21 protein-coding genes and 1 pseudogene are annotated in these 20,820 nt (G+C 72.8%); 15 read left to right on the top strand and 7 right to left on the bottom strand.

The genetic code is table 11. The annotated features are described in order from the left end of the window. Positions 1-62 precede the first annotated feature (62 nt). Genes AC0VYN_RS13805 through AC0VYN_RS13795 form a run of 3 tightly spaced genes read left to right on the top strand, consistent with a single transcriptional unit; the run spans position 63 to position 1,995 of the window. Positions 63-401 carry a hypothetical protein gene (locus tag AC0VYN_RS13805; protein ID WP_475536233.1) on the top strand — a complete coding sequence of 113 codons (339 nt, stop codon included), beginning with the start codon at positions 63-65 and terminating at the stop codon, positions 399-401. Next, positions 398-757: a putative antibiotic biosynthesis monooxygenase gene (locus tag AC0VYN_RS13800; RefSeq protein WP_475536232.1), complete on the top strand. Its 360-nt coding sequence runs from the start codon at positions 398-400 to the stop codon at positions 755-757. Before AC0VYN_RS13805 ends, AC0VYN_RS13800 begins: the two co-directional genes overlap by 4 nt. Further along, positions 754-1,995: a low temperature requirement protein A gene (locus AC0VYN_RS13795; RefSeq protein WP_475536231.1), complete on the top strand. Its 1,242-nt coding sequence runs from the start codon at positions 754-756 to the stop codon at positions 1,993-1,995. The genes AC0VYN_RS13800 and AC0VYN_RS13795 overlap by 4 nt, the downstream gene beginning before the upstream one ends. Before the next feature lie 176 nt (positions 1,996-2,171). Here the strand turns inward: AC0VYN_RS13795 and AC0VYN_RS13790 are convergent, their stop codons facing one another. Further along, complete coding sequence (locus AC0VYN_RS13790) at positions 2,172-2,888, bottom strand: SDR family oxidoreductase (protein WP_475536230.1); 717 nt, start codon at positions 2,886-2,888, stop codon at positions 2,172-2,174. A 78-nt stretch (positions 2,889-2,966) separates the two neighbouring features. Between AC0VYN_RS13790 and AC0VYN_RS13785 the strand changes: the two genes are divergently transcribed. The 6 genes from AC0VYN_RS13785 (at position 2,967) to AC0VYN_RS13760 (ending at position 9,733) form a co-directional block, all read left to right on the top strand. After that, a complete protein-coding gene (locus AC0VYN_RS13785; protein WP_475536229.1) occupies positions 2,967-3,782 on the top strand; it encodes a helix-turn-helix transcriptional regulator in 816 nt (271 codons plus the stop codon). A gap of 176 nt (positions 3,783-3,958) precedes the next feature. Further along, complete coding sequence (locus tag AC0VYN_RS13780) at positions 3,959-6,718, top strand: ATP-binding protein (protein WP_475536228.1); 2,760 nt, start codon at positions 3,959-3,961, stop codon at positions 6,716-6,718. A 160-nt stretch (positions 6,719-6,878) separates the two neighbouring features. Continuing rightward, a complete protein-coding gene (locus tag AC0VYN_RS13775) occupies positions 6,879-7,703 on the top strand; it encodes an alpha/beta fold hydrolase (RefSeq protein ID WP_475536227.1) in 825 nt (274 codons plus the stop codon). A 55-nt stretch (positions 7,704-7,758) separates the two neighbouring features. Further along, entirely contained in the window at positions 7,759-8,082 is a 324-nt protein-coding gene (locus tag AC0VYN_RS13770; protein WP_475536226.1) for a putative quinol monooxygenase, read from the top strand. Positions 8,083-8,211: 129 nt separating this feature from the next. Then, positions 8,212-8,904, top strand: coding sequence for an SDR family NAD(P)-dependent oxidoreductase (locus tag AC0VYN_RS13765; RefSeq protein ID WP_475536225.1), 693 nt, complete (start codon positions 8,212-8,214; stop codon positions 8,902-8,904). A gap of 346 nt (positions 8,905-9,250) precedes the next feature. After that, positions 9,251-9,733, top strand: a complete 483-nt coding sequence (locus AC0VYN_RS13760) for a Dps family protein (protein ID WP_475536224.1) — start codon at positions 9,251-9,253, stop codon at positions 9,731-9,733. Positions 9,734-10,148: 415 nt separating this feature from the next. On the opposite strand, the gene AC0VYN_RS13755 is transcribed toward AC0VYN_RS13760, so the two are convergent. Next, positions 10,149-11,114, bottom strand: a complete 966-nt coding sequence (locus AC0VYN_RS13755) for a pirin family protein (RefSeq protein ID WP_475536223.1) — start codon at positions 11,112-11,114, stop codon at positions 10,149-10,151. Positions 11,115-11,281: 167 nt separating this feature from the next. Here AC0VYN_RS13755 and AC0VYN_RS13750 point away from each other — a divergent pair, with 167 nt between their 5' ends. Together AC0VYN_RS13750 and AC0VYN_RS13745 are read left to right on the top strand one after the other, a co-directional pair. After that, positions 11,282-11,632, top strand: a complete 351-nt coding sequence (locus AC0VYN_RS13750; RefSeq protein WP_475536222.1) for a tetratricopeptide repeat protein — start codon at positions 11,282-11,284, stop codon at positions 11,630-11,632. A 109-nt stretch (positions 11,633-11,741) separates the two neighbouring features. Further along, entirely contained in the window at positions 11,742-12,386 is a 645-nt protein-coding gene (locus AC0VYN_RS13745) for a peptide deformylase (protein WP_475536221.1), read from the top strand. Positions 12,387-12,473: 87 nt separating this feature from the next. On the opposite strand, the gene AC0VYN_RS13740 is transcribed toward AC0VYN_RS13745, so the two are convergent. Continuing rightward, entirely contained in the window at positions 12,474-13,907 is a 1,434-nt protein-coding gene (locus AC0VYN_RS13740; protein WP_475536220.1) for a dihydrolipoyl dehydrogenase family protein, read from the bottom strand. 119 nt (positions 13,908-14,026) lie between these two features. Here AC0VYN_RS13740 and trxA point away from each other — a divergent pair, with 119 nt between their 5' ends. Then, positions 14,027-14,428, top strand: coding sequence for a thioredoxin (gene trxA / locus AC0VYN_RS13735; protein ID WP_385467804.1), 402 nt, complete (start codon positions 14,027-14,029; stop codon positions 14,426-14,428). A gap of 12 nt (positions 14,429-14,440) precedes the next feature. On the opposite strand, the gene AC0VYN_RS13730 is transcribed toward trxA, so the two are convergent. Together AC0VYN_RS13730 and AC0VYN_RS13725 are read right to left on the bottom strand one after the other, a co-directional pair. Beyond that, positions 14,441-15,475, bottom strand: coding sequence for a LacI family DNA-binding transcriptional regulator (locus tag AC0VYN_RS13730; RefSeq protein WP_475536219.1), 1,035 nt, complete (start codon positions 15,473-15,475; stop codon positions 14,441-14,443). 139 nt (positions 15,476-15,614) lie between these two features. Further along, complete coding sequence (locus AC0VYN_RS13725; protein WP_475536218.1) at positions 15,615-16,283, bottom strand: TetR/AcrR family transcriptional regulator; 669 nt, start codon at positions 16,281-16,283, stop codon at positions 15,615-15,617. 140 nt (positions 16,284-16,423) lie between these two features. Here AC0VYN_RS13725 and AC0VYN_RS13720 point away from each other — a divergent pair, with 140 nt between their 5' ends. Beyond that, positions 16,424-16,984 carry an NAD(P)H-dependent oxidoreductase gene (locus tag AC0VYN_RS13720; protein WP_475536217.1) on the top strand — a complete coding sequence of 187 codons (561 nt, stop codon included), beginning with the start codon at positions 16,424-16,426 and terminating at the stop codon, positions 16,982-16,984. 70 nt (positions 16,985-17,054) lie between these two features. Here AC0VYN_RS13720 and AC0VYN_RS13715 read toward each other — a convergent pair whose 3' ends face one another. Next, positions 17,055-17,960, bottom strand: coding sequence for a LysR family transcriptional regulator (locus AC0VYN_RS13715; protein WP_475536216.1), 906 nt, complete (start codon positions 17,958-17,960; stop codon positions 17,055-17,057). A 141-nt stretch (positions 17,961-18,101) separates the two neighbouring features. Here AC0VYN_RS13715 and AC0VYN_RS13710 point away from each other — a divergent pair, with 141 nt between their 5' ends. Continuing rightward, entirely contained in the window at positions 18,102-18,320 is a 219-nt protein-coding gene (locus AC0VYN_RS13710) for a hypothetical protein (protein WP_475536215.1), read from the top strand. Between the two features lie 154 nt (positions 18,321-18,474). Continuing rightward, on the top strand, positions 18,475-19,665 hold the full coding sequence (locus AC0VYN_RS13705; protein WP_475536214.1) for a CaiB/BaiF CoA transferase family protein: 1,191 nt from the start codon (positions 18,475-18,477) through the stop codon (positions 19,663-19,665). Between the two features lie 59 nt (positions 19,666-19,724). Here the strand turns inward: AC0VYN_RS13705 and AC0VYN_RS13700 are convergent. Beyond that, positions 19,725-20,744, bottom strand: a pseudogene (locus tag AC0VYN_RS13700) (sigma-70 family RNA polymerase sigma factor). Between the last annotated feature and the right edge of the window lie 76 nt (positions 20,745-20,820).

Raw genomic sequence — 20,820 nt, 5'->3', positions numbered from 1 at the left:
ATGACCTGGCCCGGCGCCCACCTGGGCGCCGGGCCGTCGGCCTTGACCTCTGCGCGGGAAGGTTGCACCAGGCGTCGATTCTGATCACCGGAGCGACGAACGGTCTTGGTCTCGCTCTGGCTGAGGAGCTTGCGGAAGCCGTGCACCAGTTACTTCTGCACGGTCGTGCCCCGCAGCGACCGGTGCCGATCGCGCAGCGTTTCGGGGCCGAGCAATACATCGCCGACCTGTCCGCTCCGGCCGAGACCCAGCGAAACCATCTGAGCCCTGTGCTGCTCACCCGGCAACTGCTGCCGCTGTTGCGCGGGCAGCCCATCACGCAGCGCCAACATCGCCTCGGTCGAGCAGGAACCGATGGAATCACAACGACACGCAGCATTTCGATTTGGAGTGGTCCATGAACGAGAGACTTGTTTCCCATGCCTATGGTGCCGACGATCCTGGACTGCCGAGCCCACCGGCAGTGACAGACCTCCGGCACACGCTCCGGGAGCAGAGCCGGAACGCGTTCGCGAACGCCGAACCCCGGCTCGACCCCACCGTTCCGGCCGCCGTCCGGCGTTGGAAGCTGTGGCTCCTCACCGTGTGCGGTATCTACCCCACCATCGTCCTGCTGGGCCTGGCCACGAACCCTGTTCTGGAGGATCTGTACCTGCCGGTGCGACTGGCTGTACTCGTCCCGGCGGCGGCAGCAGCGATGGTCTGGCAGATCAATCCCCGACTGCAGCGGCATTTCGGAGCTTGGCTCACCAGATGACAAGCAGCCCGGCTCCGCCGCCGGCGTGCTCCGCGGCGCCCGCACACCACAGACCACTGCGCAGGCTCATGGCGCGAGGCCGCGACGAGAGCCACCGCGGCGTCTCCTCACTGGAGCTCTTCTTCGACCTGTGCTTCATCGTGGCCATAGCCCAGGCATGCGCCCAGTTGGTGCACGCCATGGTCGAGGGGCACACGGGCGAGGGGATCCTCAACTACTTGATGATCTTCTTCGCCATCTGGTGGGCGTGGATGAACTTCACGTGGTTCGCCTCGGCTTACGACAACGACGACGTGCTGTACCGGATCGTCACGCTGGTCCAGATAGCCGGCGTGCTCGTCCTGACCGCGGGCGTCTCCCAGGCGTCCGAGGAACACGCGTACCTGGTCGTCATCCTGGGCTATGTGATCATGCGGCTCGCCATGACGGCGCAGTGGCTGCGCGTGGCGCGGTCGAGTCAGGGCCCCGAGCGGACGATGGCGCTGCGGTACGCCATCGGGCTGTGCCAGATCGGCTGGCTGGGACTACTGGCCCTGCCGGAGGCCGGCCGCCCGTGGCTCTTCCTGGTGATGACGCTGCTGGAGATGGCCGTACCGCTGTATGCGGAGCGGGCCCACCCCACGCCGTGGCACCCCCACCACATCGCCGAACGGTACGGGCTGCTCACGCTCATCGTGCTCGGCGAGACCGTCGCGGCGGCCACCGTCGCCGTGAAGTCGGGGATCGACGAGCACGAGGCCCTGGGTGAGTTGCTGCCCATCGCCGCCGGCGGACTGCTGATCATCTTCGCCGCCTGGTGGGTGTACTTCGCGGTCCCCATCCACGGGCACCTCCGGTCCAACCGGCAGTCCTTCCTCTGGGGCTACGGCCATTACCTGATCTTCGTCTCGGGTGCCGCGATCGGGGCCGGCATGGAGGTGGCGGTGGAGCAGGCGGTGGGCAAGACGCACCTTTCGGCGCTGTCGGCGTCGGCGGCGGTGACGCTGCCGACAGCGCTGTTCCTGCTCACGGTGTGGGCGCTGCACTCGCGCTTCTACAAGGTGGGGATCGCCCAGCAGTCGGTGCTGCCGGCCACGGCGCTGCTGGTGGTCGTCTGTACGTTCCTGGGTCACTGGGCGGTGCTCGCGGCGGGGCTGGTGGCGGCGATGGCGGTGGCGGCCGGGGTGACGCTGACGGCGCTCGGGGCGAGCCCGGAGCGCGGGAGGGGCGAGGAAGGCGTCGCGGTGCCAGTTCTGTGAGGGAACCCTCGCCGCCGCGGGAACCTGGCCGGCACGGCGTACGACGGCGCCCGTGCCGTGCGCCCGGTACGCCTACGGCCGGCTCGGACCCAAACAGCAGGTCCTCCGCAGCCTGATTCGCCGGGCACGGGTCACCCACCGCTGGGTCACCCGTCCCCGACGCCTCCCATGACTCGTCACCAGGGCACGAGGGTTCCGTCCCAGGAGAAGAAGCCACCGGTGGGGCCGTCGTCCGGCAGCAGGGCCAGACGGAGGGCACCTTGGGCGGCCTCGGCCGGGTCGCCGCCGGCAGCGGCGGCCCCCGGAGTGAGATCAGTGGCCCGCAGGCCAGGAGCGAGCGCGTTGACCTTGAAGCCGTCGTGGGCCAGCGTCTGGGCGTACAAGACGGTGAGGGCGTTGAGGGCGGCCTTGGACGACCGGTAGGCGGCGGCGCCGCCGCTTCCCGGGGTGAACTGTGGGTTGGGGTTCGTGCTCCAGGTCAGCGACGCGGTGCCACTGGAGACGTTGACGATGCGCGGGCGCGGCGACCGGCGCAGGGCGGGCAGGAAGGCATTGGTCACCGCCACTACCCCGAACACATTGGTCTCGTACGTGCGCCGGAACTCCTCGACGCCGGTGCCGGCCGGCGGGTCAAGTGACAGCGAGATGCCGGCATTGTTGACCAGCACGTCCAAGCGGTCCACCTGAGCCGCGGCCTGTGCGATGCCGTCGGGATCACTCACGTCGAGGACCAGCAGGCGGGCCCCGGCGCCGATCTCCTCGACGGCCCGCTGCCCGCGCCCGGGGTCGCGGGAGCCCACGTACACGGTGAGGCCCTCGGCGGCGAGCAGCCGGGCAATATGCTTGCCGATGCCCTTGTTGGCACCGGTGACCAGAGCTGTGCGTTCGTTCATGGCAACCACGTTTCCCTGGTCGCACGCGCCCGGCCAGGGACAGTCTGTACCAGGCAGCGGGGGGAGACAGGAGGCGGTATGGCACGGCAGGAGCTGGCCCAGTACCTGCGGAACCGCCGGGCGGCCCTGCGTCCGCACGAGATCGGCCTGACGGAGACGGGCACCGCCCGCCGCACACCGGGCCTGCGCCGCGAAGAGGTGGCGGAGCTCGCCCACATGTCGGTCGACTACTACACGCGGCTGGAGCAGGCCCGGGGACCGCGGCCGTCGGCCCGGATCCTGGACGCACTGGCCCGCGCGCTGCGGCTCACGCCGGCCGAGCGCAGCCACCTGTTCCGCCTGGCGGGTTCGAGCGCGCCGCCCGGCACCAGCGCCGTGCGGCGGGTGCGCCCGCACGTGGCCCGGATGCTGGACCGGCTGCCGGAGACCGGTGCCATCGTCACTGACGCGGCGTACCACGTCGTCGCCTGGAACCCCCTGGCCCAGGCACTGCTCGGCTGCGACCTCGGAGACGGGACGACGAACCTGGCCCGCCGCCGCTTCCTGGGCCAGGGGCGGATGTACGAGAGCTCCAGCGCCGAGGAGTTCGGGCACATCGTGGTGGCGCGGCTGCGCCGGGCCGCCGACCGCTACCCGCACGACCCGCAGCTGGCCGACCTGCTGGCCGACCTGCACGACGGCAGTGAGGAGTTCCGGCAGATCTGGCAGACACATCCGGTCCACGCTCCCGGGCACCGCACCAAGACCCTGGACCATCCGGAGGCCGGCGCGCTGCGGTTGAACTGCGACGTCCTGCTCGTGCCCGAGGACGACCAGGAGGTGGTCCTGATGACGGCCGACCCCGGATCACCTGCCGTGCGCGCCCTGCGCAGGCTGGCCAGGCAAGCAACCTGAGGCCTTGTACCCACCTCGATACCGAGGCTTGCCGCGGGTGTCGGCAAAGCATATGGCTTCACACTCCGTTTGCCGGTGGATGTGATAATCGCTGGTCAAGTGCGTGGCTGGTGGTTCGACCGCCTCGCGAGGCAGAGCGAGGGACACGGCGGATGTGGGCGAAGTCAGGGACAGGCATGGGCGTCGGCCCGACCGGGCTGGTCGGTCGGGAGGGCGAGCTCGCCGAGCTTGCGGCGTTCCTGGACATGGCCGGGACGGACGGAGCTGTCCTGCTGCTCACCGGTGATCCGGGTGTGGGGAAGACGGCGCTCCTGGACGCGACCGCCGAGCTGGCGGTGGCGAAGGGAGTGCGGGTCGTCCGCGGGAGTGGTGTCGAGTACGAGACGGACATCAGCTTCGCGGGGCTCCATCAGCTCGTCGGCTCGCTGCCGGACGAGCTCGGTCGTCTGCCGCGTTCCATGCGGGAGGCCCTCGAGGTCGCCCTGGGTCTCAGCGCCGGTCCCGCCTCGAGCCGGATCGCCGTCCTGAACGCGGCACTGGCCCTGTTCGACGAGGCCGCGAAGGAGCGGCCGTTGCTCCTCGTGGTCGATGACCTTCATGTCGTCGACCAGGCGAGCCGGGCTGCGGTGGGTTTCGTCGCCAGAAGGCTGGGGGGCCGCCGCATCGGGCTGCTCGGAGCGCAGCGGGCGGAGTCCGGCGAATCCTTCCGGTCCACCGGTCTGCCGGAGCTCGAGGTCGCGCCGCTGGGTGACGCGGACGCCCTGCGGCTGCTGTCCCGGCGCTTCGCCCACCTCCCCCGCCGGATTCTTTCGACCGTGGCGCACGAGGCGCAGGGAAATCCCCTGGCGCTGCTCGAGTTCGCCGGGTCCACCGGGGTGTCCGGCGACCAACACGGCCAAGGGGCGGGGTGGGCAAGCGGTCCGGGGCGGGATGTCCGCGCTCTGTACGGTGCCCGCGTCGGACGACTGCCGCGGGGAACGCGCGAGGTACTGCTGCTCGCGGCTCTTGAGGGCTCCGGCGACATCGGCATTCTCGAGGCGGCCGGCGGGCCGGGCAGCCTTGAGGAACTCGCTCCCGCGGAGCGTGACCACCTGGTCATGGTCGCGGAGAACGGCCGCGCGGTGCGCTTCAGGCATCCGCTGGTCAGGTCAGCGGTGGTCGACGGTTCCACCGGCGAGCAGCGGCGCAGCGCCCACCGCCGGCTGGCCGACGCGCTGGCCGACCAGCCCGAGCGGCGCGGTGATCACCTCGCGAGAGCCACGACGGCGCCCGACGAGGCGGTCGCCGCCGTCGTGGAGTCGGCGGCCCGGAGCAGCCTGCGGCGCGGTGACGCCGACGGCGCGATCGCGAGGCTGCGGCGCGCGGCCGAGCTGAGTCCCGACCGAGCGGACCGCAGGCGCCGTCTGTCGCAGGCCGCCTACGCCGCTGCCTGGGTCGCGGGTCATCTGGAGGTCAGTCACGAGATCATGCGTGAGGTCAAGGGCGATCCGGCGGCCCGGCCGCTCTCGGCGGCCGCGACGGCCGGCTTCCTCGTGCTCGTCACGGAAGGCGACGCCGATACGGCCCATGCACTCCTGATGGAGGCGGTCGGGCAGGCCCCGGTGATGCCCGGACCGCCGCGTGAGGAGCTGGAGACCGCGCTGTTCACCCTCACCCTCGCCAGCCAGTACTCGGGCCGGCCCGAGCACTGGCAGCCTCTGGTCGACGTGCTCGCCCGGTTCCCCGAGGCGGCGCCCGCCGCCGCGGCGTCGCTGGGGCGCGTCCACCACGACCTCGGCTCCGTCACCGACGGCATGCTGCGCCGCCTGGACGAGGAGATCGCGCGGCTGAGGGACCAGAGTGACGCCGACGTGGTCATCCGCACCGCCCTGACCGCCTCCTACCTCGACCGGCTTCCGGGCTGTCGCGAGGCCGTGTCCCGGGTCATACGCGACGGCGGCGCGGTGGGGTCGAGCATGCCGGCCCTGATGTTCGTCGCCCTGGACGACCTGTACACCGGACGATGGCAGTCCTCGGCCGGCGCCGCGGACGAGCTCATCGCACTGTCCGAGGAGACGGGATACCACTTGTTCGCCCAGGTGGGGCACTACGTCGCTGCAATGGCCGCGGCCCAGCGCGGCGACCTCGACGCGTGCCGCCGCCACTGCGAGGCCGTCTGGGGGTGGTCGGGGCCCAGGGGACTGCGGCGGCTGGAGAACTGCGCCCACCAGGCGGCGGCCCGGGCGGCCCTCGGCGCCGCCGACTTCGAGACGGCGTTCCGGCACACCACGGCGATCTGCGCCCCGGGTGTGCTGCCGCCGTTCAACCCCGAGGCCGTGTGGTCGGCGCCGGACCTCGTCGAGGCCGCCGTGGGCTCCGGGCGGCACGCGGAGGCGCGACGGCACGCGGACGCGCTGCGCGACGCCGGTGTCGGTCATCTCTCGTCGCGGTTCGCGCTGAGCTCGGCCACGGTCACGGCGATGACATCGGCTGCCGAGGACATGGTCCGGTGCTTCGAGGAGGCGCTCGGGCTGCCGGGCGTCGAGCAGTGGCCCTTCGAGGTCGGCCGTGCTCATCTGGCGTACGGCGAGAGGCTGCGCCGGCAGGGGCTCAACCGCGAGGCCCGGGTGCAGCTGACCGCCGCCCGCGGCCGCTTCGAGGAGCTCGGGGCCCGTTCGTGGGAGGCCCGGGCCGCGGCGGAGCTCCGCGCCACCGGGATGACGCGGACCGGCCGGGGCAAGGCCGGTGAGGCCCTCACCCCGCAGGAGCTGGAGGTCGCCAGGCTGGCGGCGACGGGACTGTCGAACCCGCAGATCGCGTCGCGTCTGTTCCTTTCGCCGCGGACCGTGTCGTCGCATCTCTACCATGTGTTCCCGAAGCTGGGGATCACGTCGCGGGCCGGGCTCCGCGACGCACTGGAGGCGCTGCCTCCCGAGCTTCCGGCCACCGGGCCGTGAGAGCTGCCGGTCGGGTCTCGGCACTGCCCCGGTACTGACGTAAGCGAGCCGTCGGCCGGATGTCAGTCAGCTGACGGAGGCTGTCGGCACGGTGGCCGAGCCATTCTCGTGGAGACATCGAATCCGCCCGGTACCCGGGCGAGACCACGAGGAGCAGACCATGCCGTTCGTCACCGCCAGCGACGGAACCGAAATCTTCTACAAGGACTGGGGCTCGGGCCGACCGGTCATGTTCCACCACGGCTGGCCGTTGAGCTCGGACGACTGGGACGCCCAGCTGCTGTTCCTCGTCCAGCGGGGCTACCGTGTCATCGCCCACGACCGCCGAGGGCACGGGCGCTCCGCCCAGGTCGGCCACGGGCACGACATGGACCACTACGCGGCGGACGCCGCCGCTGTGGTGGCGCACCTCGGCCTGCGCGACGTCGTCCACGTCGGCCACTCCACCGGTGGTGGAGAGGTCGCCCGGTACGTTGCCAGGCACGGTGCCGGTCGGGTCGCCAAGGCCGTCCTCATCGGAGCGGTCCCGCCGCTCATGGTCCAGACCGGATCGAACCCGGGAGGGCTGCCGGTCGAGGTCTTCGACGGCTTCCGCGAGGCCGTGGCCACCAACCGCTCCCAGTTCTACCTCGACATCGCCTCCGGGCCGTTCTACGGGTTCAACCGCCCGGGCGCGGACGTGTCCCAGGGTGTCGTCTGGAACTGGTGGCGTCAGGGGATGACCGGTGGCGCGCAGGCGCATTACGAGGGGATCAAGGCGTTCTCGGAGACCGACTTCACCGACGACCTCCGGGCGATCGACGTGCCCACGCTCATCATGCACGGCGACGACGACCAGATCGTCCCGATCGCCAACTCCGCCGAGATGGCGATCACGTTGGTCAAGAACGCGCGCCTGAAGGTCTACCCGGGGCTGTCGCACGGCATGTGCACCGTGAACGCCGACACCGTCAACGCCGACCTCCTCGACTTCATCGAGAGCTGACATCGGCCCGGTACCGACGCACAGCCCGGCAGCACGGAACAGAAAAGGAATCACCATGACCGCAACACCCACCGGCTACGTGACCGTCGTCTGGGACGCGAAGGCGAAGGCGGGCAGGGAGGCCGACCTCAAGGCGTTCATCACCGCCGCCGTCACCCCCTCGCGCAACGACCCCGGCAACATCGACTACGAGGCCCACGAAGTCGAGGGCCGACCCGGCGAGTTCGTCATCTACGAACGCTGGGAGACACGCTCCCACCTCGACGCACACCTCGCCGCGCCCCGGATGCGGGAACTCGTCCCGCACATGCTCGAACTGATCGACGGATCCATCGAGGACGGCATCCGCCTGCTGCGCCCGTTCCGCCCCGCCCACTAGAGCAGGACGCCCGCCGACGTCGGCGTCGACGCCGACGGGACGCACCGCCGCGAACCAATCCCGCGGGTGCTCCCGGTAACCGCTTTCCGGGAGCACCCGCTCCGACGACACGCACAGGAGAGACACGACGTGACCACCACATTGATCACCGGCGGCAACAGGGGCCTCGGCCACGAGATCGCGCGCCGACTCGTCCAGGCGGGCCAGACGGTCTGGATCGGAGCCCGGGACGCCGGGAACGGACGCAAGGCCGCCGACCGACTCGGCGCCGGCTTCGTCCAGCTGGACGTGACCGACGACGCGTCGGTCGGCGCGGCGGTCGAGACGCTGGTCGCGCGGGCCGGCCACCTGGACATTCTCGTCAACAACGCCGGGATCCTCGGCGAAGTGACCGCACCCGAGGACATGACGGCCGACCAGATCCGCCACGTCTACGAAACCAACGTCTTCGGCCTGGTACGCGTCACGCACGCGTTCCTGCCCCTGCTGCGGAAGGCAGCCGCCCCGTCCGTCGTCAACATCACCAGCGGTCTCGGGTCGTTCACGCTGACCCACGACCCGGAGCGGGTCGAGTCGCAGTATCCGCTCGCCGCCTACGGCTCGTCGAAGAGCGCGGTCACCATGCTGACCATGCAGTACGCCAGGACGATCCCCGACGTCCGCTTCAACGCGGTGGACCCCGGCCAGACCGCCACCGAGTTCACCGGCCACATCGGGCAGAGCGTCGAGGAGGGCGCGGAGGCGGCGGTGCGTATCGCCACCCTGGGACCCGACACGCCCACCGGCACGGTGACCGACCGCGCCGGCGCACTCCCCTGGTGACGGCGGCAGGCCCCGCCCCGCGACAGTCCTGGCAACCACACCCCACCCGGCGCGCCGGTGAGGGCCCACGGGCCCTCACCGAGGGAATCCGGACTCACTCGCCAAGCTCCTGAGGACCACCTTGTCCGGCGCGGGGAACTCCCCCGGATCGGACCACCAGGCCCGCATCGATGATTGCTCAACGCCCTGCGCGACACCGACGCCGCCCAGGCCGCCATCACCCTCCACGCCGCCCGAACCCACGCCACGACGATGCCCGGGGAGCGGGCCCACCGCTCACCCCGCCGCCGGAACGTGTCGCACTGCTCCGTATCGCCGGAGCCGATTACGCAAGGAGAACCGCCGTATGACTGTCAGGAAGAGCACGATTCCCGACGCGGCCCGTCAGGTCGCCGGGAGCGCGCTGCAGAGCACCCTCGTGGATCTCCTCGGGATCTCGCTGATCGGGAAGCAGGCGCACTGGAACATCGTGGGGCCTCGCTTCCGCTCCGTCCACCTGCAGCTCGACGAACTGGTGGCGGTGATCCGGGAGGCCGCCGACACTGCAGCCGAACGGGCCGCGACGCTCGGTCTCCCGCCGGACGGCCGGCCGGAGACGATCGCCTCGGCGTTCGCGCTGCCCGGCCCGAAGGACGGCTGGATACGCGACGACGACGCCGTCGAGATGATGGTCGAGACCTTGGGGGCCGCCGCCACACGGCTGCGCGAGCGCATCGACGCCACCGAGGGGGCCGACCCGGTCACCCAGGACCTCCTGATCTCGATCACCGCCGAACTCGAGAAGCAGCGCTGGATGTTCGCGGCCGAGCGCGCCTCCCGCACGGACTGAACGGCGGAGGCACGCCCACCAGCCGCAACACGCCCAACCTTCGCCCACCGGGCAGCGCGTGTTCGCGATCCGCAGAGACGGCACACGGGCCCGAGCGGCGAGGGTCCCCGCCGGCACCTCCCCTCCAGGAGGCAGCATCACGAGCCTCACCGCTACAGCAGTCACACCTCTTGTAGCACTGCACAGGTAAGCCATGAACTCCGCCGACACCTGGTGACACGTCAGTAGAGTCAGCAAAGGGTAAGCAAGTGTCCTGCCACAGCCACCCACAGGTGGATGCACCCTCGACGGGGACGGCGCAGCGCATCGGGCTTGCAGCACACCCAGCCGACCAGCGCCCGCGAGGAGCCTGTGAAGGACGGCGCAGGACGGCCGGCCGACCGGCCACCCCCGGCCCGTCAGCCATTCCCGCAGTTCAGCGGAGCCTTCCCCGCGGCTTCAGCGGCACCGAAGGCAGCGCAGGGGCGGGCAGCGGGGCACCGTCGTACCCCTTCACCTCGCCGAACCGTGACCCCTCCATCCAGTCCCGGCGGGCCTGCTCGATCTCGTCCTGCGACCGTCCGATCCAGTTCCAGAACATGATCAGCTCCTCCTCGAACGGCTCGCCGCCCAGGAGCATCAGGCCCGCGTCCGACTCGGCCCGCAGCGGCAGTTCCCGGCGGCCGCAGCCGAGGTAGAGCATCGAGCCCGGCACCAGGGGCACGCCGTCGACGTGGGCCTCGCCGGACATGGACAGCACGGCGTACTCGAAGTCCGGCTCCAGCGGGAGGCGTACGTCCGCGCCCCGGGCGAGGCTCAGGTCGGCGCCGACGAGGGGGGTGTACGTCGTCCCGGGCGAGGGCGTGCCGTCGAGGTCGCCGAGGAGCAGCGTGGCCGTCAGTCCGGGGGCCGTGACGTGCGGCAGGTCGTCGTGGAACTCGAAGTGCGGGTCGGTGTGGCGGTGGGTGTCCGGGAGGGCCACCCACAGCTGGGCGCCGTGCAGGTGGCGGGCGTGCGGGCGCGGGCTCTCCTCGGAGTGGCTGATCGCGCGGCCGGACGTCATCAGACCCAGCTGACGCGGGCGGATGGTCCGCAGGCTGCCGGTGGAGTCGCGGTGCAGGACCTCGCCCTCGTGGAGCCAGCTCACCGTCTGCAGGCCCATGTGCGGATGCGGCGGAACCTGCATGCCGGGCTCGTCGGCGATGTCGTCGGGACCGTAGTGGTCGACGAAGCACCAGGCCCCGATCATGCGGCGGCCCAGGTTGGGCAGCAGCCTGCGCACCTCGGTGGACTCGCCGAGCATCACCCGGCGGGGACTGAGGAGTTCTCGCACGGGCTCCGCCACCACGAATCCGCGGCCGCCGCACACGGAGGGAACCGCCTCGCGATCGAGATTGCTCATGCCGCCCAACCTAGCCCCGCGCGGCCCGCCGCGTCAGTCCGTCCACGGCCCCGTCACCCCGCCGGAGGGACGGGCTCCACGCCGGTCCCTGCATGCCTCCGCCCCACGGTGAGGATGGTGGAATTTTCAACCAACGGGTGTGGTTGCACGGTCCGAAGGAGGCAGGAGTGGACATGACGTACTACGACCACGGAACGCCGGCGGAGCGCTGGGAGCGCGCGCGGATGTTCTTCGACGCCAAGGACTACGCCGCCGCCGCGCGCGTGCTGGGCGGGCTGGTCGAGGAGGTGCCCGAGCAGACGGGCCCGCGGCTGCTGCTGGCGCGCGCCTACTACCACTCGGCCCAGTTGCGTCGCGCGGAGGCCGAGCTGCGGGTCGTCGTCGAGCGCGACCCGGTGGAGCACTACGCGCGGCTGATGCTGGGCCGCACGCTCGAACGGCAGGGGCGCCAGGAGGAGGCGGACACCCACCTGCGGATCGCCTCCGCCTTCGCCGGTGACTTCCCGCAGGAGGCCTGAGGAGCGTGCCTGAGCGGTGCCCCGTGCCGGGGGTGCCCGCGGTGCCCGGTTCCCCCTGGGGAGCCGGGCACCGGTGCGTGGGCGCCGTACGCCGTGTCATGCTGGCGCGATGGGAGCCCCGAGTCAGGACGCGCCTCTCGCCGAACGCGTCGAGGAACTGCTCGCCGCCGGCGGTCCGTTGCCGATCGTGGCGGCCGGTGATCCGGTGCTGCGGCGGGTCGCCGAGCCCTTCGACGGGCAGTTGGAGCCCGCGCTGCTGACGCGGTTCGTGGCGGCGCTGCGCGTCACCATGCACGCGGCGCCCGGGGTCGGCCTGGCGGCGCCGCAGGTCGGGGTGGGACTCGGCATCGCGGTGATCGAGGATCCGGCGCCGGTCCCGGACGAGGTGCGCGTGGCGCGCGGGCGGGTGCCGCAGCCGTTCCGGGTGCTCGTCAATCCGCGGTACGAGCCCGTCGGCACCGGCCGGGCCGCGTTCTACGAGGGCTGCCTGAGCGTGCCGGGCTGGCAGGCGGTGGTGGCCCGGCACGCCGAGGTGCGGCTGGTCGCGCGGGACGAGCACGGGCGGGCGGTGGACGAGGTGTTCACGGGCTGGCCGGCGCGGATCGTGCAGCACGAGACGGACCACCTCGACGGCACCCTGTACCTGGACCGGGCCGAGCCGCGGTCCCTGGCGTCCGGCACGGCGATGGCGGAGCTGTGGGCCCAGCCGACGCCGGAGCGGGCCGCGGCGGCCCTGGGGTTCGACCTGCCCTGACGCCGTGCCGGGGTCCCGGCGGGCGGCCTGGCCGCGTTCGGGGCCGACGCGTCCCGCCGGCGGCCCCGAACACCGCTACCGGACCGGTCAGTTGTCCCGGTAGGCCTCCAGGAGGCGCAGCCACACCTCGCTGATCGTCGGGTAGGACGGTACGGCGTGCCACAGCCGGCCGACCGGCACCTGCCCGGCGACGGCGATCGTCGCGGAGTGAAGCAGCTCGCCGACGCCGGGGCCGACGAAGGTGACGCCGCGGACGATCTCGTCCTCCAGGTCGACGACCATGCGGGCGCGGCCGGTGTAGCCGTCGCGGTACAGGCTCGCGCCGGCCACGGTCGACAGGTCGACGTCGACGGCGCGGACGCGGTGGCCGGCCTGTTCCGCCTCGGCCAGGGAGAGTCCGACGGACGCCGCCTCCGGGTCCGTGAAGACCACCTGGGGCACCGCGTCGTGGTCGGCGGTCGCGGCGTGCGCGCCCCACGGGTCGGACTCCGGGACCGCCACGCCGGCGGCGCGGGCGGCGATCGCGGCACCCGCGATCCGGGCCTGGTACTTGCCCTGGTGGGTGAGGAGCGCACGGTGGTTGACGTCGCCGACGGCGTACAGCCAGTCGTGGCCCTCGACGCGGAGGCTGTCGTCGACCGGGAGCCAGGAGCCGGGCCGGAGGCCGACGGTCTCCAGCCCGATGTCGTCGGTGCGCGGGGCGCGGCCGGTGGCGAAGAGGATCTCGTCGGCCTCGATGCGGTCGCCGGTGCCCGTGACGGCGACGACGGTTCCGTTCTCGCGGGTGACGGACTCGACGGAGGTCCCGGTGCGGATGTCGGCGCCGGCCTCGCCGAGCGCCTCGGCGACCAGTTCGCCGGCGAACGGCTCCATGCGGGCCAGCAGGCCCTTGCCGCGGACGAGGAGGGTGACCCGGGAGCCGAGGGCCTGCCAGGCCGTGGCCATCTCGACGGCGACGACTCCGCCGCCGACCACGATCAGCCGTCCCGGCACGCTGCGGGCGCTGGTGGCCTCGCGGCTGGTCCAGGGGCGTACGTCGCCGAGTCCCGGCAGGTCCGGCAGGACGGCGCGGGTGCCGGTGCAGACGGCGACGGCGTGCCGGGCGGTCAGTGTGCGGCGGGTGCCGTCGGGGCCGGTCACCTCCACCGTGCGGGGTCCGGCGAGGCGTCCCTGTCCGCGGTACAGGTCGGCGCCGATGCCCTCGACCCACCGGACCTGGCCGTCGTCCTTCCAGTGGGAGGTGTAGTCGTCGCGGTGGGCGAGGACCGCGGCGGCGTCGAGGGGGGCCTGCGCCGCCCGGTCCAGCCCCGGGGTGCGGCGGGCGTCCGCACGGGCGATGACCGGGCGCAGCAGGGCCTTGCTGGGCATGCACGCCCAGTAGGAGCACTCGCCGCCGACCAGTTCGCTCTCCACGATCGCGGTGGACAGTCCCGCCGCCCGCGTGCGGTCGGCGACGTTCTCCCCCACGGGGCCCGCGCCGATCACCACGACGTCGTACACGATGGATTCCGTTTCCGTCATGGGGCCAGTCTGGTGGCTGGTGTGCGGCGTGGCCACATGGGTACGTGCGCGGAATAGCCGCCCCACCGGCCGCGTTGTGCGGACGGCTCGTCGCCGACACCAGGAAGAGGGATCACGTCATGAGCAGCACCGTGGAGCTCACCAAGGAGAACTTCGACCAGATGGTCACGGACAACGAGTTCGTCCTGATCGACTTCTGGGCGTCCTGGTGCGGGCCGTGCCGGCAGTTCGCCCCGGTCTACGAGAAGGCGGCCGACGAGAACCCGGACCTGGTGTTCGGCAAGGTGGACACCGAGGCGCAGCCCGAACTGGCCCAGGCCTTCGGCATCCAGTCGATCCCGACGCTGATGATCGTCCGGGACCAGGTGGCCGTGTTCGCTCAGCCGGGTGCGCTGCCGGAGGCCGCGCTGACGGACGTCATCGGGCAGGCCCGCAACCTGGACATGGACGAGGTCCGCAAGGCGGTCGCCGAGCAGCAGGCCCAGCAGGAGGGCGGCCAGGCCGCGCAGGACGGCCAGTAGGGAGCGGGCGGCTCAGCTCGACTCGCGGTGCACCACCCTCGCGCCGAGCACCGTGTGGAGCTCGGGCGCGGCGCCGGGGTCGTGGACCGCGCGGTCGACCAGCGCGGCCAGGTCGCGGCCGGACGGCAGTTCGAGGTGGACGGTGCTGAGCCGGGGCCGGAGCAGGCGGCCGAGCATGAGGTCGTCGGCGCCGACCACGGCCGCGTCCCGGGGGATGTCCAGGCCCGCGTCCTGCAGCGCCCGCATCAGCAGCATCGCGTACTCGTCGTTGTACGCGAACACCGCGTCGAGGCCGAGGGCGGGCCAGCGGGCGGCCAGCCGGGCGGCGTCCCCCTCGTCGTAGGCGAGCGGCAGTTCGGTGACGGTGGTGCCGGTGCCCTCGACGGCGCGGCGCACCCCGCGCAGGCGCGGTGCCGAGAAGACGTCCAGGCCGGTCTCCGCGGGGACGACGACGCCGATCCGGCGGCGTCCCCGGTCGTGGAGGTGGCGTCCGGCGCGGTGGCCGACGGCCTCGTGGTCCATGATCAGGGCGTGCGCGCCCTCGACTGCCTGCGGCGCGAGGGTGACGACGGCGCGGGCGCCGGAGCGCTTGAGCAGTTCCACACCGCGCGGCCCCAGTCCCGAGCCGGGCACCAGGACGGCGACCGGGCGCAGTTCGGCCCAGGCGCGGGCCGAATCGTCGTCGTGCGGCCCGGCGGTGCCGTATTGCACGACCGTGTAGTCGAGCCGGCCGAGCGCCCACTGGAGTTCGGTGAGGAACCGGCTGTAGAGCGGGCCGACGGGGAAGGACGGTGCGGGCATCAGGACCATGCGGCTGTGTCCGGCGCGCAGGGACCGGGCGGCCGCGTGGGGGACGTAGCCGAGCTCCCGGGCGGCCTCGTGGACGCGGCGGCGGGTGGCTTCGCTGATCCGGACGGCGCCGGTGTTGTTGAGGACATAGGAGACGGTCGCGCGCGAGACGCCGGCCAGGCGGGCCACATCGGCACTCGTGGGGACGGAGCGCGGTGCCAGGGACGCGGGGGCGGGCGTTTTCGGTATCTGCACCATGACGTACGGCATCTTGGCAGAGCCCCCGGCACCGCCCGCGGGCGGGGGACGATGGTCCGGACCGGACGAGATCCGCGGCCCGTGAGGGACGGGGCCACGACGCCGGCCGGACGGGACGACCCCGGTCCGGGCCGGGAGTTCAGCGCGGCGGCTCGGTGCGGGTCACCCTCGTCACCAGGTCCAGCCAGCCCGCCTCCAGCCGGGACACCGGCACCCCGCACTGCTCGGTGAGGTGGTGGATCAGGGCCGGGTCCAGGTAGGCCATCAGCGTGTGGGAGAGCAGTTCGCTGTCCGCGTCCGGGACGGCCTGGCGCAGCAGCAGGGCCACGTGGCCGCGCAGGAAGCGGCGCGGGGCGGCGGTGTAGCGGCGTTCCGCGCTCGGTTCGGCGGCCAGTTGCAGGGCCAGTTCGTCGACGCTGCGCCGCAGCATGGCGCAGCCGAAGGCCCCCAGCCGCTCCACGGCCGGCGCGCCGGGTCCCAGGGGCGGCGGCCCGCCGAGGAGGGCGGCCTGGAACTTCTTCTCGGAGTGGTCGAGCAGTGCCGTCAGCAGGCCCGTGCGGTCGCCGAAGCGGCGGAAGACCGTGCCCTTGCCCACCGAGGCCGCCGCGGCCACCGCCTCCATGGTGAGGCAGGCCGCGCCGTGCTCGGCCACCAGCCGCCCGGCGGCCTCCAGCAGCCGGGCCCGGTTACGGGCCGCGTCGGCGCGCAGGCAGGGTCCGTCCTCGTCGGCCCCCGTACCGAGCTGGAGCAACTCGGGCGGACCGTCGGGCTCCTGGGGCCTGGGTAGGGGCGGCGGGGCGGCGGACATGAAAACAGCGTAAAGCATCGGGAAGAAACTGGACCACGGTCCGTTTAAGATGTTAGAAATTAAACGGACCTCGGTCCGGATCGCTCCGGCGGTGTCTCGGCACCGCCGTTTCACAGCAGCACCAGCAGTGGGAGTACTCAATGTCTGTCCGCATCCTCGCCCTCGTCGGCAGCCTTCGCGCCGGTTCGCACAACCGCCAGCTCGCCGAGGCGGCCGTGCGCCTCGCCCCGGATGGCGCCGAGGTGGAGCTCTTCGAGGGACTGGCCGACGTCCCGTTCTACAACGAGGACATCGACGTCGAGGGCAGCGTCCCCGCCGCCGCGGTCAAGCTGCGTGAGGCCGCCCTGGCCGCCGACGCCTTCCTGCTCTTCTCGCCCGAGTACAACGGCACCATGCCGGCCGTGCTGAAGAACGCCATCGACTGGCTGTCCCGTCCGTTCGGCGCCGGCGCGTTCAACGGCAAGCCCGTCGCCGTGATCGGCACCGCCTTCGGCCAGTACGGCGGCGTGTGGGCGCAGGACGACGCCCGCAAGTCCGTGGGCATCGCCGGCGGCAAGGTGATCGAGGACATCAAGCTGTCCATCCCGGGCTCCGTCACCCGCTTCGCGGAGACCCACCCGGCCGACGACGCCGAGGTCGCCGCGCAGCTGACCGAGGTCGTCGCCCGCCTGCACGGCTACGCGGACGACGCCGCCGCCTGACCCGGCTCGGAAACACGCACAGGACCGGAACTCGCCGAGTTCCGGTCCTGTGCGTGTGCCGGGACGTCCGTCAGGCCACCGCGCCCGACGCCAGGACGCGCAGTTCCTCCAGCGCCGCCGCGACCGCGGGACGCCGGTGGCCGCCGCGGCGCGTGCAGGTGAGCAGCTTGCGGCACGGCCGGTCGGCACAGGGCACCCGGACGATCGGCAGGTCCGCGGCCGGCCGGGCGAGCCGGGGGATCAACGCGACGCCGAGTCCGTGCGCGACGAGGTGGGCGATGACGTTCCAGTCGAGGGCGTGGTGCACCACGTCGGGGGTGAACCCGGCGGCACCGCAGGCCGACATGACGTGCAGCCGGCAGGGACTCTCGGGCACGGGCGCGATCCACGGCTCGTGCGCCGCCTCCGCCAGGCCGACCGGGTTCCGTCCGGCCAGCGGGTGCCCCTCCGGCACGACCAGGTCGAACGGGTCGTCCAGCAGCGGCCGCTGATCGAAGCGCGCGTCGGCCGACGGCGGGTTGTGCGGCGTCGACTCCACCACCGCGAGGTCGGTCTCCCCCTCGAAGAGCAGGTCGAAGATCTCCGTCACGCCGGCCTCCCGGATCCTGACGGACAGCCGCGGGTGCCGCTCCCGCAGACGCGCGGCCAGCGGCGCCAGCAGCACCGACACGGCCACCGGGAACCCCGTCACCCGCAGTGGCCCGGCCGGCGCCCCCTCTCCCGCGCGCAGGTCGAGTTCCGCCTCGTCCCAGCGGGCCTGGATCGCGTCGGCGTGCGCGAGCAGGCTCTCGGCGGCCGGGGTCAGCCGTACGCCCCTGCCCTGCGGCTCCAGCAGGACGACGTCCAGCTCCCGGGCGAGCTGCCGGATCTGCTGGGACGCGGCGGACGGGGTGAAGTGCAGCGCGTGGGCCGCCGCGGTGACCGTGCCGTAGTGGGCGACCGCCCGGAGGACGTGCAGCCTGCGCAGGTCAATCATGAAGGCAACGCTTCACGGTCGGTTCCGCAAAGTCAACCTGGACGTGAACGGAGTTCTGCCCGCACCCTGTCCGTGGGGCCACGGTGACCAGCACCCGCACCGGCCCTCCCCCGCGTACCACCGACGCACGAAGGAGTCGCCATGCCCAGCACGACCGGTGCCCGCTGCCCGCACTGCGGTTGGCCGGACGCTGCCGAACCCTTCCAGGTGGTGTCCACGCACACCACGGCGGCCGGCGGCACGGTGTGGACCCGCTGCGCCTGCGGTTCGCTCCAGGCCCGGGTCGTCGACGACCGCGGCACGCGCGTCGTCTCCCGCGGCGGGCCCTCGCCGGCGCCCTCGGGCCCGGTGGGCCGCTGAGGCGGCACGGGCCGGCCGGCGCAGCCACAGGCGGGGACCGTCCGTGCCGGTTCCCGGCCGCCGTTGACATCCTCCGGCCGGGAACCGTAGAAATCAGCGCACAAGGCCCCCCGGGAGTACCGCCCGCGGGCGGTTCGGTCCGGCGGCAGGAGACATGAGCGTGCAGCTTCCCCTGGCCGGGGTCACGGTGGTCAGCCTCGAGCAGGCCGTGGCGGCGCCCTACGCCACCCGGCAGCTCGCCGACCTCGGCGCCCGGGTGATCAAGGTGGAACGGCCGGGCGACGGCGACTTCGCCCGCCGCTACGACACGACCGTGCACGGCCACTCCAGCTACTTCGTGTGGCTGAACCGGTCCAAGGAGTCGCTCACCCTCGACCTCAAGGACCCGAGGGGCCGCGAGATCCTGCTCCGGCTCCTCGACGACGCCGACGTCTTCGTGCAGAACCTCGCGCCGGGCGCCGCCGGCCGCCTGGGCCTGGACGCGGCGTCCCTCGCGGAGCGCTGCCCGCGGCTTATCCCGTGCACCGTCTCCGGCTACGGCACCAGCGGCCCGTGGTCCGACCGCAAGGCCTACGACCTGCTGGTCCAGTGCCAGACCGGGCTGGTCTCGCTCACCGGAACCGCCGAGGAGACCGCGCGCACCGGCATCTCCGTCGCCGACATCGCCGCCGGGATGTACGCGTACAGCGGCATCCTCACCGCCCTGTACACCCGTGCCACCAGCGGCCGGGCCCACCCGGTGGAGGTCTCCCTGTTCGAGGCCCTGGCGGAGTGGATGGGCCAGCCCGCCTACTACACCGAGTACGGCGGCAGCCAGCCCCCGCGCCTGGGCACCCGGCACGCCACGATCGCGCCCTACGGCGCCTATCGTGCCGCCGACGGCAAGGAGGTGCTGTTCTCCGTCCAGAACGAGCGGGAGTGGGCCGCCCTGTGCGACGGCTTCCTCGGGCGGCCGGAGCTGACCGGCGACCCCAGGTTCGCCACCGGCTCCGCCCGCGTCGCCCACCGGGAGGAACTGGACGCCGTCGTCGCCGCCCGGATCGCCCGCTCGGACAGCGAAGCCGTCCTGGAGGACCTGCGGGGCATCGGCGTCGCCTGCGCCGGGGTCAACGACATCGCCGCGTTCCTGGACCACCCGGTGCTGGACGCCCGCGACCGCTGGCGCCGGGTGCCGGTGCCGGGGGGCGCCACCGTACGGGCGCTGCTGCCGCCGGCCGACCTGGTGGGCATGCCCGCCCGCATGGACCCCGTGCCGGCGGTCGGCGAGCACACGGATGCGATCCTCGCGGAACTCGGCCGCTCCGCCGCCGACATCGCGGCCCTGCGCGCGGACGCCGTGATCTGAGGGCCGTAAGCCCGCGGGGTACGCCCTCGTACCGCGTCGGGGCGGGACGCCCCGGGGTATCAGCCCGCCCAGTCCAGCAGGCGTTCCCGGTTCTCGGGGGCGCGCAGGTGGGCGAGGGACGCCTTCTCCAGCTGGCGGACGCGCTCGCGGGTCAGGCCCACGTGCTGCGCGACCTGCTGCAGGGTGCGGGGCCGGCCGTCGTGCAGGCCGTACCGCAGGCTGAGGACGAGGGCCTCGCGCGGGGCGAGGGTGCCGACGGCCTCCCGCAGCTCCTCCGCCAGGGCCCGGAACTCCGCGACCTCGGGGGCCCGCAGCACCTCCGTGTCCGGGATGAGGTCGCCGACGACGGTCTCCCCCGTCTCGTCGACCGGTGTGTCCAGGCTGACCGCGTCCCGTCCGACGCGGCGCAGCCACACGATCCTCTCCGCGTCGATGCCGCTCTCGGCGGACACCTCCTCGACGGTCGGCTCGCGGTCGAGTGCGCCGCGGAGCCCGCGCTCCACCTTGGCGACCTTCTGCAGCTACTCCACGACGTGCACCGGCAGCCGCACCGTGCGCGCGTGGGTCGCGAGGCCCCGCTCGATGGCCTGGCGGATCCACCAGGTGGCGTAGGTCGAGAACTTGAAGCCCTTGGTGTGGTCGAACTTCTCCACGGCCCGGATCAGCCCGAGGTTGCCCTCCTGGATGACGTCCAGCAGGGGCAGCCCCCGGTGGGCGTGCCGCTTGGCCATCGACACGACGAGCCGCAGGTTGGCGCGCACCATGTGGTCCTTGGCCACCTGCCCGTCGCGGACGGTCTCCTCCAGCGCGCGGCGCCGTCCGGGCGCCGGGGCGGGTTCGCCGGCGTCGGCGGCGGCCAGCTCGTCGGCGGCGCGGACGCCGGCCTGCAGGCGCCGGGCGAGCCGCACCTCGTCCTCGGCGGTCAGCAGGGGGGTGGCACCGATCTGGGCCAGGTACTGACCGAGGAGGTCGGGTTCCTCGTCGGGTTCGGGGATGCGGCTGCGCAGCCTCGCGGTGCGGCCGGCGGCACGGCGGTCCCCCCGGGGGCCTGCCGCGGGGGTTCGTGCCAGGGGGGTCATGTCGCTTCCTCCGTCCCCTCCTCGGATGGTCGGGCCGGCCGCCCGGCGGCGGGCACCGCGGGGCCCGGCGCGGCGG

This window comes from Streptomyces sp. 63XJN7_1_ISO-PGPR-S23-121, from assembly GCF_056173025.1.
Note: the sequence above shows the minus strand (reverse complement) of the source record. Positions and strands in the feature narration are given on the sequence as shown.